Consider the following 12,492-nt stretch of genomic DNA (forward strand, 5'->3'; position numbering starts at 1 on the left):
ATGCGCCTGCCCGCCCTCGTCCTGGCCCTGCTGTGCCTGATCGCCTCTCCCCTCTTCGGTTCGCCGGCCTGGGCCCAGCGCCTGGACGAGACGCCCCGCGTCGCGGTCATCTCAGCCTTCCCGCCCGAGATCGTCGCCCTGAACGCGGCGACCAGCCAGCAGAAGACCTTCGACGTGAACGGGGTGACGTTCATGACCGGCCAGTTGGAGGGCAAGCCAGTCGTGGTGTTCCTGAGCGGCGTGTCGATGGTCAACGCGGCCATGACCACCCAGATGGCCCTGGATCGCTTCAACATCACCCGCATCGTTTTCTCCGGCATCGCCGGCGGCGTCGACGAGCGCCTGGATATCGGCGACGTCGTGGTCGCCGACCAGTGGGCCCAGAACCTGGAAAGCGCCTTCGCCCGCGAGACCGACAAGGGCTTCGAGCTCGCGCCCAGCATCCGCACTGCGCAACTGGCCAATTTCGGCATGATCTTCCCGCGCGGCATCCACATGCCGGGCGACGCCCTGGGCGCGCCGGCCCGCGTCTGGTTCCCGGCCGATCCGGCCCTGCTGGACACCGCCCGCGAGGTCGCTGCGCAGGTCGCCCTGCAGCGCTGCGCCGCCGACAAGTGCCTAGTCCATCCGCCGAAGGTGGTGGTCGGCGGCAACGGCGTATCCGCCCCAGTGTTCCTGGACAACGCCGCCTATCGCAAATACCTGCGCGCCACGTTCGAGGCCCGCGTGGTCGACATGGAAAGCGCCGCCGTCGCCCATGTGGCCCTGGTCAGCAAGACCCCGTTCATCGCCTTCCGCAGCCTCTCGGACCTGGCCGGCGGCGGCGCGGGCGCCAACGAGATGCACACCTTCATGGCCCTGGCCTCGGACAACTCCGCAACGGTGGTGAAGGCCTTCGTGAAGGCGCTGCCGAACTAGGCGCCGGATCGCTTACGGCTCCGTTTGCGTTTCAGGCAGCCAGGAGGCGCTCATCGCCTCGCGGTATCGGAGCCCTAGACCATGAACCTGCTGCGTCCCCTCGTCCTGACCCTAACCGCCACGATCGCGCTGACCAGCCTGAGCGCCTGCGACAAGGAAGCCGGCCGCAAGCAGGAGACCGTCGGCAAGGTCGAGTCCGGCGTGGGCAAGATCGTCGGCGACAAGGACCTGAAGAGCGAAGGCAAGAAGGACAAGGTCGCCGGCAACATCAAGCAGGGCGACCTGAAGGACGCGGTCAAGGACGCCAAGAAGTAGCCGCGACCGCTTACCGCGTCCCGAAGGTCCGGTCGCCCGCGTCGCCCAGGCCCGGCACGATATAGCCATGCTCGTTCAGCTTGGCGTCGACCGCCGCCGTCCAGATCGGCACGTCCGGATGGGCCTCGCGCAGGGCGTCGACGCCGGGCTGCGCCGCCAGCAGGCAGACGAAGCGCAGGTTGGTGACGCCGTAGTGCTTCAGGCGCGAGATGGCGGCGATGGCCGAGTGGCCGGTGGCCAGCATCGGGTCGACGACGATCACCAGGCGGCCGGCGATGTCCTCGGGCGCCTTGAAGTAGTACTCGACCGCCTCGAGCGTATCGTGGTCGCGATAGAGGCCGATGTGGGCCACGCGGGCCGACGGGACCAGGTCCAGCATCCCCTCGCACATGCCCAGGCCCGCCCGCAGGATCGGAGCGAAGACCAGCTTCTTGCCGGCGATCTCGTAGGCCGTGGTCGGGGCGACGGGGGTCTCGATCTGGACCGGATCCATCGGCAGGTCGCGGGTGATCTCGTAGCAGATCAGGGTCGCGACCTCGCGCATCAGGGCGCGGAAGGTCTTCGTCGAGGTCTGCTTGTCCCGCATCTTGGTCAGCTTGTGCTGGACGAGCGGGTGGCTGACGACGGTGACCTGGGACATGGAAGAGCCTTGCTGGGAGCGTACCGTCACGCTCCTAGCACGCCCCCTCGAAATCAAGCCAGTTGGTCGCCGACCGGCAGGGATCGGATGCGTTTGCCGGTGGCGGCGAAGATGGCGTTGCACAGCGCCGCCGGCGCGGGCGGATAGGCCGGCTCGCCCAGGCCCGTCGGGTTGTTGTCCGACAGCTTGAAGTGAACCTCGACGTCGAAGGCGTCGGCCATGCGGAGCAGCGGGAAGTCGCCGAAATTGCTCTGGGTCGTCGCCCCGCCCTCGAAGGTGATCTGCTGGTGCAGCGCCGCGCCGATCGCGTCGAGCACCGAGCCCTGGACCTGCTGCTCGGCGCCCTTGGGGTTGATGATCTGGCGTCCGCAGTCGACGGCGGCCCAGGCCTTGTCGACCTTGATCGCGCCGTCCTTGACGGTCACCTGCACGACCACCGCCACATAGCCCATGTGGCTGTAGTGGCAGGCCACGCCCAGGCCCGAACCCCTGGGCAGTTTGCGGCCCCAGCCGGATTTCTCGGCGACGAGGTCCAGCGCCCCGCGCATGCGGCCGGTGTGGAAGCTGTCGCGCTCGCTGGCCGCCCCCAGAAGGCGCGGCTCGCCCAGCAGGTCTCGGCGGAAGGCCACCGGATCCTTGCCGGCGGCGATGGCGACCTCGTCGGTGAAGCTCTGCAGGACGAAGCCGAACGCGTTGTTGCCCGGCGCCCGCAGCGGCCCGGTCGGCGCGCCCAACGGCATCACCGACACCTGGACTCGATAGTTGTCGACGGCCCGGCACGGGAACTGAGTGGCGTTGAAGCCGGCGCTAGGCGCGAAGCCGTTCCCCTCGCCGAAGCTGACGAAGTGATCGTTCCAGGCGACCAGCTTGCCCGAGGCGTCCAGGCCGGCCGTCAGATTGTGCCAGCCGCCGGGGCGGTAGAAGTCGTGCTGGATGTCGTCCTCGCGCGTCCAGATCAGTTGGACCGGCGCACCGGCCTTGGCGGCGATGGCGGCGGCCTCGACCATGTAGTCGTTGTTCAGCCGCCGACCGAACCCGCCGCCGCCACGGATCAGGTGAATGGTGATCGCGTCCTCGGGCACGTTCAGGGCGGCGGCGACCAGCTTGCGGCCGGGCTCGGGGTTCTGGGTCGGGGCCCAGATCTCGACCTTCCCGTCCTTGACCAGGGCGGTGCAGTTCTGCGGCTCCAGCGGCGCGTGGGCGATGAAGGGATAGCTGTAGGTCGCCTCCACCGTCTTGGCCGCGCCCTTCAGGGCCCCGTCGACGTCGCCGTCGGCCCGGTCGACCCGCTGCGGCGGCCCCTTGGCCAGCTCAGCGGCCTTGGCGGCGAAGGCCGCGCTGCTCTGGGCCGAGGTGGGGTGGTCGGCCCACTTGATGTCCAGGGCCTCGCGCCCCTTGCGCGCCGCCCACCAGCTGGTCGCCACCACCGCCACGCCGGGCAGCAGGCCCTGAAGGCTGGTCCCGCCCTCGATCACGAAGGCGTCCTTTACGCCCTTGACCGCCTTGGCCGGCGCCAGGTCGACCGAGGCGACCTTGGCCCCGAAGACCGGGGCTTTTGCAAAGGTCGCGAACAGCATGCCTGGAACGCGGGTGTCGATACCGTACAGCGGCTGGCCCGTGGTGATGGCGTCGAGGTTCTGGCTCTTGTGGCTCTGGCCGATGATCCGGAAGGCCTTGGGGTCCTTCAGGACCAGGGTCTTGGGATCGGGCGGCGTCAGCTTGGCGGCGTCCTCGGCCAGTTCGCCATAGGCGGCGCGGCGGCTGCCCGAGATCACGAAGCCCCGCTCGGTCGAGCAGCTCTCGACCGGGACGCTCCAGCGCGTCGCGGCGGCCTGGATCAGCAGCGCCCGGACCGTGGCCCCGACGCGGCGCAGGCCGTCATATTCCAGCGTGGTGGCCATGCTGCCGCCGGCCACCTGGCGGCCATAGACCTTGCTGTCGGCGATGGCCTGCTCGACCGTCACGGCCGACCAGTCGACGTCCAGCTCCTCGGCGATCAGCATCGGCAGCGAGGTCTTGATCCCCTGCCCCACTTCCGGGACCTTTGAAGCAATAGTGAGCTTGCCGTCCGGTGCGATGCGGACATACGCGTTGATTTGGGGCGCGTTGACCTGGGTCGCGCCCGCGGCGCCCCCCTCGGTCGCCATGGTGAAGCTGAGCAGCAGGCCGCCGCCGGTGGCGGCGCCGCTCTTCAGCACGAAGCGGCGGGTCGGGTCGCGCAGGATCTCGCCGTCCATGATCAAGCCTCCGCCTGGCCGGAGGCGACCTTGATGGCCTTCCGGATACGGATGTAGGTGGCGCAGCGGCACAGGTTGCCGTTCATCGCCGCGTCGATATCCGCGTCGGTCGGCTTGGGCTTGGCGGTCAGCAGGGCCGTGGCCGACATGATCTGACCGGCCTGGCAGTAGCCGCACTGGGGCACGTCGATCGCCTTCCAGGCCTCCTGCACCTTGGCGCCGACCGGCGTCTTGCCGACGCCCTCGATGGTGGTGACCTTCTTCTTGCCCACACGGGTGACGGGCGTGACGCAGGCGCGGACCGGCGCACCGTCCAGGTGCACCGTGCAGGCCCCGCACAGGGCCGCGCCGCAGCCGAACTTGGCCCCCACCAGACCCAGCGTGTCGCGCAACACCCACAGCAGCGGCGTGTCGCCATCGACGTCCGCTGTCCTGGTTTCGCCGTTGACGGTCAGCGTGAAGGCCATGACGCCGCTCCCATACCCAGAGGTTGCGCCATCCTGCCCTAACGTCGCCGTTCGCGCGAGACGGTGTCACATAACTTTCACAGATAGGATTTGACGGGCAAATCCTTCCGTGGTTCCGGTGCGCCGCGCGCGATCCGTTTACGGACAAACGCCATTTCGCAGCAAGGAAAGACGCTGATGCTGGGCTTGTTCAAGGCCGTCATGCCGAAGGAAGACGCCTTCTTCGACCTGTTCTCCGCCCATGCGCGGACACTGGTCGCGGGCGCGAAGGCGCTGCACGACATGACCGCCGGCGGCGACGCGGTGGAGGCCGCCAGCGCCCGGGTCTACCAGCACGAGGAGGAGGCCGACGAGGTCACCCGCCAGGTGATGGTCGCCGTGCGCCGCAGCTTCATCACCCCGTTCGACCGTAGCGACATCCAGGACCTGACCACCTCGCTGGACGACGCCATCGATCAGATGCGCAAGACCGCCAAGGTGGTCAGCCTGTTCGAGGTCAAGACCTTCGAGCCGCAGATGCGCGAGATGACGCGCATCATCGTCGAGGCCGCCAAGCTGACCGAGGAAGCCGTCGGCCTGCTGCCCAAGATGCGGCTGAACGCGCACAAGCTCAGCGAGATCGCGGTGAAGATCACCCAGATCGAGGAGCAGTCCGACCACATGTACGACCAGGGCCGCAAGGACCTGTTCCTGGCCCACCGCACGGCCGACCCGATGGCCTTCGTGATCGGCGTCGACATCTACAGCCACCTCGAGAAGGTCATGGACCGCTTCGAGGACGTCGCCAACCGCATCAGCGGCATCGTCGTCGAACAGGTCTGATCACCGTGGACCCCACGCTCCTGATCCTGGTCTTCCTGGTCTTCGTCGCCCTGGCGTTCGACTTCCTGAACGGCCTGCACGACGCCGCCAACTCGATCGCCACGATCGTCTCCACCCGGGTGCTGTCCGCCCGCTGGGCGGTGATCTGGGCGGCGTTCTTCAACTTCATCGCCTTCCTGTTCTTCGGCCTGCACGTGGCCAAGATGGTCGGCTCGGGCATCGTCGACCCGCACGTGATCAGCGACCGCCTGATCTTCGCGGCGCTGATGGGCGCGATCAGCTGGAACCTGCTGACCTGGTGGGCGGGCATCCCCTCGTCCAGCTCGCACGCCCTGATCGGCGGCTTGGTGGGCGCGGCCATCGCCAAGGTCGGCGGCATCGGCGCCATCCAGTGGGCCGGCCTCGGCAAGACCGCCGCCGGCATCGTGGTCTCGCCGACCATGGGCTTCCTGCTGGCCCTCGTTCTGGTGCTGATCGTCTCGTGGACCTTCGTGAAGAGCTCGCCGTTCTTCGCCGACCGGGTGTTCCGCAAGCTGCAGTTCGTCTCGGCGGCGATGTACAGCCTGGGGCACGGCGGCAACGACGCGCAGAAGACCATGGGCATCATCGCCGCCCTGCTGTTCGCCCACGGCGCCACCGACCAGCCGGGCCACATCCCGTTCTGGGTGGTGCTGGCCTGCCAGACCGCCATGGGCCTGGGCACGCTGTTCGGCGGCTGGCGCATCGTCCACACCATGGGCAGCAAGATCACCCGCCTGACCCCGATGCAGGGCTTCTGCGCGGAGACCGGCGGGGCGATCACGCTGTTTTTGGCCACCCATGTGGGCGTTCCGGTCTCGACGACTCACACGATCACGGGCGCTATTGTCGGCGTCGGCGCTTCGCGCCGGGTCTCGGCGGTGCGCTGGGGCGTGGCCAAGGACATCGTCATCGCCTGGATCGTCACCTTGCCGGCGGCGGCTCTCACGGCGGCGCTGTTCTACTACCTGGGATTCTGGATGAAGTGACCGAGACGGGGGGAAAGCAGGAGGGACGCAAGTCCGGCGGCAAGCGCCGCCAGGTCGCCGCCCTGCCGTGGCGGGGCGAAGGCGAGGCCTTGCGCATCCTGCTCGTCTCCTCCCGCGAGACCCGCCGCTGGGTGATCCCCAAGGGCTGGCCGATGAAGGACAAGACCGACTTCGCCGCCGCCGCCCAGGAAGCCTATGAGGAAGCCGGCCTGGACGGCGTCATAGCCGAGACGCCGGTCGGCGAGTACGAGTACCTCAAGAAAATGAAGAGCGGCGCGGCGCGGCTGGTGAAGGTCGACGTCTTCCCGCTGCGGGTCACCGGCGAGCACGCCAGCTGGCCCGAGAAGGGCCAGCGCACCCTGGAATGGATGGCCCCCGTCGAGGCCGCCCTGGCCGTCCAGGAGCCGGACCTGCGTGACCTGATCGCCCGCTTCGCCGGCGTCGACCTGCCCGAGGAGGAGCGCCCCTCGCCTCACCTGGCCCCCACGCCGGTGCGCGTGGCCTTCCAGCGCCTGCGCCGCCGCGTGACGGCGCTGTGGGGCCGCTACCGCCCCTGATCCCTGACCGAACGAGACCTGTGGACAAGTCCTCGTCGCGCGCATAATGTTCTCATTATGTTCCGGCGCGGCGAGATCCCATGCAGCTGTCCCTAGGCCTGGCCCGATCCCCGCTGGAAAGCGTGCGCGACGCCCTGCTCTGCGAATTCGGCCCGCAGCGGCCCGTGACGCGGATGGATCCGATCTCACAGCTGGTGAAGTCGTCGATCAGCGGCCGCACCCAGGACGCCGTCTCGTGGGGCGCCTTCCTGCGCCTGCGGGCCGATTTCAGGAGCTGGGAGGACCTGGCCAGCGCCCCGGTCGCGGCCGTGGCGCGGATCATCGACGATGTCACCTTCCCGGGCGACAAGGCCCGCCACCTGACCACCGCGCTGAAGATGATCCAGGACAAGGTCGGCTGGCTGTCGCTGAGCCACCTGAAGGGCCTGGAGGTCGACCAGGCGCGTTGGGAGCTGCAGGCCCTGCCCGGCGTCGGGGTCAAGGTCGCCGCGTGCGTGCTGAACTTCAGCGACCTGGCCATGCGGGCCCTGGTGGTCGACACCCACGTCCACCGCGTCGCCAAGCGCATCGGCCTGGTCGGCGCGGGCGATGCGACCCAGACCTATCACACCCTGATGGGCCTGGCGCCGGACGCGTGGACCGCCGACGACCTGTTCGAGCTGCACTGGCTGATGAAGCGCGGCCTGGGCCAGATGCTGTGCCCGCACGAGGGGCCCCGATGCGGGGCGTGCCCGGTGAAGGCGATGTGCGCCAAGGCCGGCGTCGGCCACAGCGCCGATGTCCTGGCCTGGCGGCCGCGTGGATAGGCTTGGGCGACTGAACCTGACACACATTCGTGCGCTGATCGGAGCATGACCATCCGCATCGCCACGGCCGGCTGGGGCTTTCCGCGCGACCTCGACTTCCCCGTCGAGGGCTCGGGGCTGGAGCGCTACGCCGCGCGGTTCGACGGCGTCGAGATCAACTCGTCCTTCTACCGGCCGCATCAGCGCAAGACCTATGAACGCTGGGCGGCCAGCACGCCGGCGGATTTCCGCTTCGCGGTGAAGGTCCCGCAGACGATCACCCACGAGCGAAGGCTGACGGCCGTCGATGACCTGCTGGCGCGTTTCCTGGACGAGACCGACGGCCTCGGCGGCAAGCGCGGGCCGCTGCTGGTGCAACTGCCGCCCAGCCTGAGGTTCGAGGTCGAGCGGGTCGCGGTCTTCCTGGAAACCTGGCGCGGCCGCACCGAGGCGCCGACCGTGCTGGAGCCGAGACACGCCAGCTGGTTCGCCGACCAGCCGGAACGGATGCTGGCGGACTTCCGGATCGCGCGCGTCGCCGCCGACCCGGCGGTCGTTCCGGAGGCGGCCGAGCCCGGCGGTTGGCGCGGCCTGACCTATCGCCGCTGGCACGGCTCGCCGGTGATTTACGAGAGCGCCTATCCGCCACAGACGCTGGAGCGCCTGGCGGCGCGGCTGGCTCAGGAGAGCGAGACCTGGTGCGTCTTCGACAACACCAAGTTCGGCGCGGCGACGCGGGACGCGCTGGCGGTGAAAGCCATCGTGTCATCCCGGCCTTAGCGAAGCCGAGCGCCCGGCCCCAGGGTCGCCGCGTCGCGCTTGCCCCCGGGTCGCGGATAGCGCTACGCGCTTGCGGGATGACACCCTAGGAAACGCTCATGTCCGCTTTCGACCCCACCATGATGGACGGCCCCGAGGCCCTCGCCCGCTTCCTGGAGACCGGCGACGAGGCCCTGCTGGACGGCGTCTTCTCGGACGGCGACGTCACCATCCTGGAGAACTTCCCGCCGCATGTCTTCCAGGGCCAGGCCGGCCTGGCCCAATGGCGCGCGACGATGGCCAAGCATGTCGGGGCGATCAACGAGCTGCGGCACACGTTCGAGCGGCCGCAGGATTTCGGCGTCACCGGCGACATCGTCCACTTCACCCTGCCGACCCGCTGGAGCGGCGTGCGCGACGGCGCGCCGTTCAAGGAGCTAGGGGGCTGGACTTTCGTGCAGGTGCGGGAGGGCGACCGCTGGCGGATCCGCTCCTACGGCTGGGCGGTCGTCGAGTTCGCCTGGATCGCCTAGCCGGCCTTGGCGAGTTGCGTGAAGGTCCGGGTCCCGATCGGATAGCCGCGCCAGTCCTTGTAGTCGAAGTGCCACCACTCCTCGGGATAGACCTCGAAGCCCTCGGCGACCATGGCGTCGCGCAGGATCTGGCGCAGGGCCCGCTGCCTGGTCGTGCCGCCGATGAAGTCGGCATAGGCTCGGAACGAGAACTCGTCGTAGCGGCTGGGCATCTCGACCGGTTCGCCGGTCTTCAGGGCGTAAAGGGTCAGGTCCACCGCGCAGCCGCGATTGTGTCGCGAGCCCTTGGCCGGGTCGGCGACGAAGGCGTGGTCCTCGGGCGGGGTCGCTTCCCAGAACATCCAGGTGACGAACCAGGGCCGGTAGGCGTCGTGGATCAAGAGGCCATAGCCCTTGTCCGCCAGCGTCGCCTGGGCCCGCCTCAGGGCTTCGGCCGCCGGTCGCTGCAAATAGGCGGCGGCGCGCTCGTACAGCGGAATGCCCATGAAGTTGTTGGCGCCGGCGTAGCGGATGTCGAGCCTGATGCGCGGATCGATCGTCGTCAGGTCGACCAGGTCGGACGGCAGGCGCGGCTCGGTCTCGACCGGCGGCGTCGCGGCCAGGGCCCGCTGGCGCAGGGCGGCCGGATCGGCGCGGACGGCCTTGTGGATCGCCGCCTGGGTCTCGGCCCCGAAATCGTGGAAGGCCAGGGTCTTGCCGTTCAGGTGCACCGCGCCCTTTTCCAGCGCCAGCTCGCCGCCGCCCCCGATGGCGTAGCGATCGGCGCCCAAAGGCGTCAGGCGGGCCGACTTGAACCCCTCCCCGTCGACATACAGCGCCTCATCCTGCTCGAAGACGGTGAAGGGCGCGGCCTTGTCGCCGTACTGGCCGATGGCCGCCCACCCCGCCCTGGACTGGGCGAAGGCCGGTCGCGCCGCGAAGGCGGCGGCGAGAACCAGGAAGGATCGTCGAACCAGGCCTCTCATCGCGCCTACTCCGCGTCGACATGCACCCGGCGGAACCGGCCCTGCAGATAGACGAGCGGCTCGTGGTCCGGGTCGTAGCGCAGCTTCACCACCCGTCCGACATAGACCCGGTGGTCGCCGGCGTCGAAGACGTGATGTGTCTCGCACTCGAAATTGGCCATGCAGTTGGGCAGGATCGGCACGCCCGTGCGCCAGGTCTCGGTCTCGATGCCGGCGAAGCGGTCGGTGTCCTTCTGCACGAACTGGCGGGCCAGCTGCTGGTGGTCGGCGTGCAGCACGTTGACGGCGAAGCGTCCGGCGGCGTCCAGCCACGGCAGGCTGCTGGACTTCAGGTCCACGCAGATCAGGGCCAGCGGCGGTTTCAGCGACACCGAGGTGAAGGAGTTCGCCGTCAGCCCGACCTTGCGGCCGTCCTCGCAGACGGTGGTGACCACCGTCACCCCCGTCGTGAAACACCCGAACGCGTTGCGCAGGGCCCGGGCGTCATGCTCGGCGCCCTCCCCCAGTTCGATCGTAACCGCCTTACTCATTGTCTAAGCAGTGGGGCAAAGCCGAGCGGTCGGCAAGAACCAGGCTTGAAGTTGATCAAGTAAAACGCCCGACCGATGGGCATGGCCTAAGCGAAGGTCGCCTTGAGGATCTTCTCCAGCCACTCTTGGTCGGTCTCGTCGAACGCGGCCGGCTTGTCGGAATCGACGTCGAACACCGCGATCAGCTGGCCGTCGGGGCCGAACACCGGGACCACGATCTCGCTCTGCGAGCGGCCGTCGCAGGCGATGTGGCCCGGGAAGGCGTGGACGTCCGGCACCAGCTGCGTCTCGCCCGTCGCCGCCGCCGTCCCGCAGACCCCGCGGCCATAGGCGATGCGCAGGCAGCCCAGCGTGCCCTGGTAGGGCCCGACCACCAGCTCGCGTTCCTTGGCGGGATCGACGACGTAGAAGCCGGTCCAGAAATAATGATCGAAGCTGTTGGCCAGCATCGAGGCCACTGTCGCCATGCGGGCGGTGACATTGCCCTCGCCGTCCAGCACGGACGCGATCTCGTCGGCGACCTCGGCATAGCGGGTCGCCTTGTCGGCGGAGAGGGTGAGGTCGTTGAATGCTTCGGCCATGGCGGGGATATAGCGCGCCGCGCGGCGGATGCGAGGGGTTTCGTATGACGGGAGCCCGTTGACCTTGCGACGCCTGGTCGCGCCGCCACGGCCGTACTCGTAATGGATTTTAGTCAGTAAAATCGCCATCCTACGGGCATGACAGCGATCGCCTGCCTGAAGGTATTCGTCGGCGAGGACCTGCGGTTCGCCAGTTCCGAAGCCATGGCCGCGCTCGTGGCCAAGGTCGCCAGCGCCTACCTGGAAACCGCCTGGGCCTGGCCCAGGCGCTATGGCCTGGTCGCGCCCTATTCCTTCGTCCTGGCCGATCCGCGCGCCACGCGGCTGGATGCGCACGAACTGCAAGCCATGGCGCGGGACCTGCAGATCAAGATGTTCGGCGACAGGGGCGACGGCGAAATCGCGCTGCTGATGTTCGAGGGCGACCAGACCGACGTCATGCGGTTCGCCAGTATGCATGGCGACGCGCTCAAGGCCCTGCTGGCCGGCGTGGACGACGGCGCGTTCGCCGGTCGCGTCTGCAGGATCACCCCGAGCACCGTGACCAGCATCAAGCCGCCAGGCGGTCCGCTGGAAGGCGCGCCGCCGGCAGAGGAGCTGGCCGCGATCGAGCCCGAGCCGCCGCCGGGCGACATCAACGACCTTCTGGACGCGCCCAAGCCCAATACCGGCTGGTGGGGTATCTACTATCTGAACAAGGAACGCTTCGTCGGCAGCGGCGTCGACTGGCGGATGGCCTGGGACGACCTGTCCTTCGGCGCGATCGAGGACGCCGACGTGACCGCCCGCGACCTGGCCTGCCTGGACGCCGCGCGGGAGCAGATGGCGCACCCGCGCCCGGGCTACATGTTCCTACCGTTCTGCTTCTCGTCCCTGATCAAGCCGTCGGTGCGCGAGCAGTACCGGTCGCGCATCGAAAAGCTGCCGCGCGGGCTGCGTCCCCGGATGGCGGCCAGCGTCCACGATGTCCCGCGCGAGCCGTCCTACGGCGCGATCGGCCAGATCCGGAACTTCCTGAGCCCCTATTTCTCGCTGATCGACCTGCATGTGCGCGATCCGGGCTTCCGGATCGAAAGCCTGCCGGCCGGGGTGGTGAACAGCATCACCCTCGTCCTGGAGGGCGCGGACGAACGCGCGCGCCTGGCGGCGATCACCCGCTTTCTCAAGGATCCCGAGGTCTATCGCGCCAAGCGCACCTGGCAGGGCGTGGCGATGGTCAACAGCCTGAAGGAGCTGGACCTGTGCCGTCGCCTGAAGGCGCCATTCCTCAGCGGTCCGATGGTGGCCCCGCTCGCCGCCGTCCCGGCCGGAGAGGTCGCCTGTCCGGCCCTCAACCTGCCCTATCGCACCTGAGCCGACCTCGGCTCCGGACCACG

General features: G+C 68.8%; 15 protein-coding genes. 9 read left to right on the forward strand and 6 right to left on the reverse strand.

All coding sequences use genetic code 11. The annotated features are described in order from the left end of the window. Together K8940_RS14930 and K8940_RS14935 are read left to right on the forward strand one after the other, a co-directional pair. Entirely contained in the window at positions 1-918 is a 918-nt protein-coding gene (locus tag K8940_RS14930; RefSeq protein WP_223390768.1) for a 5'-methylthioadenosine/S-adenosylhomocysteine nucleosidase, read from the forward strand. Positions 919-999: 81 nt separating this feature from the next. Beyond that, a complete protein-coding gene (locus K8940_RS14935) occupies positions 1,000-1,233 on the forward strand; it encodes a CsbD family protein (RefSeq protein ID WP_223390769.1) in 234 nt (77 codons plus the stop codon). Between the two features lie 10 nt (positions 1,234-1,243). Here K8940_RS14935 and upp read toward each other — a convergent pair whose 3' ends face one another. The 3 genes from upp to K8940_RS14950 are packed head-to-tail and all read right to left on the reverse strand — an operon-like array spanning position 1,244 to position 4,577. Beyond that, the gene (gene upp / locus K8940_RS14940; protein WP_223390770.1) at positions 1,244-1,873 is read right to left on the reverse strand and encodes a uracil phosphoribosyltransferase; all 630 of its coding nucleotides are present in this window, start codon (positions 1,871-1,873) and stop codon (positions 1,244-1,246) included. Between the two features lie 53 nt (positions 1,874-1,926). Further along, a complete protein-coding gene (locus K8940_RS14945; RefSeq protein ID WP_223390771.1) occupies positions 1,927-4,110 on the reverse strand; it encodes a xanthine dehydrogenase family protein molybdopterin-binding subunit in 2,184 nt (727 codons plus the stop codon). 2 nt (positions 4,111-4,112) lie between these two features. Continuing rightward, entirely contained in the window at positions 4,113-4,577 is a 465-nt protein-coding gene (locus tag K8940_RS14950) for a (2Fe-2S)-binding protein (protein WP_223390773.1), read from the reverse strand. Positions 4,578-4,754: 177 nt separating this feature from the next. Here K8940_RS14950 and K8940_RS14955 point away from each other — a divergent pair, with 177 nt between their 5' ends. From K8940_RS14955 to K8940_RS14980, 6 genes are all read left to right on the forward strand, one after another. Beyond that, on the forward strand, positions 4,755-5,399 hold the full coding sequence (locus K8940_RS14955) for a DUF47 domain-containing protein (RefSeq protein WP_223390774.1): 645 nt from the start codon (positions 4,755-4,757) through the stop codon (positions 5,397-5,399). A 5-nt stretch (positions 5,400-5,404) separates the two neighbouring features. Next, complete coding sequence (locus tag K8940_RS14960) at positions 5,405-6,406, forward strand: inorganic phosphate transporter (RefSeq protein WP_223390775.1); 1,002 nt, start codon at positions 5,405-5,407, stop codon at positions 6,404-6,406. Further along, the gene (locus K8940_RS14965) at positions 6,403-6,963 is read left to right on the forward strand and encodes an NUDIX hydrolase (RefSeq protein ID WP_411675557.1); all 561 of its coding nucleotides are present in this window, start codon (positions 6,403-6,405) and stop codon (positions 6,961-6,963) included. The genes K8940_RS14960 and K8940_RS14965 overlap by 4 nt, the downstream gene beginning before the upstream one ends. An 80-nt stretch (positions 6,964-7,043) precedes the next feature. Beyond that, positions 7,044-7,769, forward strand: a complete 726-nt coding sequence (locus K8940_RS14970) for an endonuclease III domain-containing protein (protein WP_223390777.1) — start codon at positions 7,044-7,046, stop codon at positions 7,767-7,769. Positions 7,770-7,814: 45 nt separating this feature from the next. After that, positions 7,815-8,528 (forward strand): DUF72 domain-containing protein, encoded by a 714-nt coding sequence (locus K8940_RS14975; RefSeq protein ID WP_223390779.1) that lies wholly within the window; start codon positions 7,815-7,817, stop codon positions 8,526-8,528. Positions 8,529-8,626: 98 nt separating this feature from the next. Continuing rightward, on the forward strand, positions 8,627-9,040 hold the full coding sequence (locus tag K8940_RS14980; protein WP_223390781.1) for a hypothetical protein: 414 nt from the start codon (positions 8,627-8,629) through the stop codon (positions 9,038-9,040). Here K8940_RS14980 and K8940_RS14985 read toward each other — a convergent pair. The 3 genes from K8940_RS14985 to K8940_RS14995 all read right to left on the reverse strand — a co-directional run bounded on the left by K8940_RS14985 (position 9,037) and on the right by K8940_RS14995 (position 11,116). Beyond that, the gene (locus tag K8940_RS14985) at positions 9,037-10,005 is read right to left on the reverse strand and encodes a M15 family metallopeptidase (RefSeq protein WP_223390782.1); all 969 of its coding nucleotides are present in this window, start codon (positions 10,003-10,005) and stop codon (positions 9,037-9,039) included. The two genes, K8940_RS14980 and K8940_RS14985, sit on opposite strands and share 4 nt — an antisense overlap. A gap of 5 nt (positions 10,006-10,010) precedes the next feature. Continuing rightward, a complete protein-coding gene (locus tag K8940_RS14990) occupies positions 10,011-10,535 on the reverse strand; it encodes a flavin reductase family protein (protein ID WP_223390783.1) in 525 nt (174 codons plus the stop codon). An 86-nt stretch (positions 10,536-10,621) separates the two neighbouring features. Continuing rightward, the gene (locus K8940_RS14995) at positions 10,622-11,116 is read right to left on the reverse strand and encodes a GAF domain-containing protein (protein WP_223390784.1); all 495 of its coding nucleotides are present in this window, start codon (positions 11,114-11,116) and stop codon (positions 10,622-10,624) included. A gap of 138 nt (positions 11,117-11,254) precedes the next feature. On the opposite strand from K8940_RS14995, the gene K8940_RS15000 reads away from it, so the two are divergent. Continuing rightward, a complete protein-coding gene (locus K8940_RS15000; protein ID WP_223390785.1) occupies positions 11,255-12,469 on the forward strand; it encodes a hypothetical protein in 1,215 nt (404 codons plus the stop codon). The last annotated feature ends 23 nt before the right edge of the window (positions 12,470-12,492 follow it).

Origin of the sequence: Caulobacter segnis, from assembly GCF_019931575.1 — a bacterium.
In the GTDB taxonomy this organism is placed as follows: Bacteria; Pseudomonadota; Alphaproteobacteria; order Caulobacterales; family Caulobacteraceae; genus Caulobacter; species Caulobacter segnis_C.

Coding starts and splice junctions, on each gene's coding strand:
- K8940_RS14930 (WP_223390768.1), top strand. CDS start 1: ATGCGCCTGCCCGCCCTCGTCCTGGCCCTGCTGTGCCTGATCGCCTCT.
- K8940_RS14935 (WP_223390769.1), top strand. CDS start 1,000: ATGAACCTGCTGCGTCCCCTCGTCCTGACCCTAACCGCCACGATCGCG.
- upp (WP_223390770.1), bottom strand. CDS start 1,873: ATGTCCCAGGTCACCGTCGTCAGCCACCCGCTCGTCCAGCACAAGCTG.
- K8940_RS14945 (WP_223390771.1), bottom strand. CDS start 4,110: ATGGACGGCGAGATCCTGCGCGACCCGACCCGCCGCTTCGTGCTGAAG.
- K8940_RS14950 (WP_223390773.1), bottom strand. CDS start 4,577: ATGGCCTTCACGCTGACCGTCAACGGCGAAACCAGGACAGCGGACGTC.
- K8940_RS14955 (WP_223390774.1), top strand. CDS start 4,755: ATGCTGGGCTTGTTCAAGGCCGTCATGCCGAAGGAAGACGCCTTCTTC.
- K8940_RS14970 (WP_223390777.1), top strand. CDS start 7,044: ATGCAGCTGTCCCTAGGCCTGGCCCGATCCCCGCTGGAAAGCGTGCGC.
- K8940_RS14975 (WP_223390779.1), top strand. CDS start 7,815: ATGACCATCCGCATCGCCACGGCCGGCTGGGGCTTTCCGCGCGACCTC.
- K8940_RS14980 (WP_223390781.1), top strand. CDS start 8,627: ATGTCCGCTTTCGACCCCACCATGATGGACGGCCCCGAGGCCCTCGCC.
- K8940_RS14985 (WP_223390782.1), bottom strand. CDS start 10,005: ATGAGAGGCCTGGTTCGACGATCCTTCCTGGTTCTCGCCGCCGCCTTC.
- K8940_RS14990 (WP_223390783.1), bottom strand. CDS start 10,535: ATGAGTAAGGCGGTTACGATCGAACTGGGGGAGGGCGCCGAGCATGAC.
- K8940_RS14995 (WP_223390784.1), bottom strand. CDS start 11,116: ATGGCCGAAGCATTCAACGACCTCACCCTCTCCGCCGACAAGGCGACC.
- K8940_RS15000 (WP_223390785.1), top strand. CDS start 11,255: ATGACAGCGATCGCCTGCCTGAAGGTATTCGTCGGCGAGGACCTGCGG.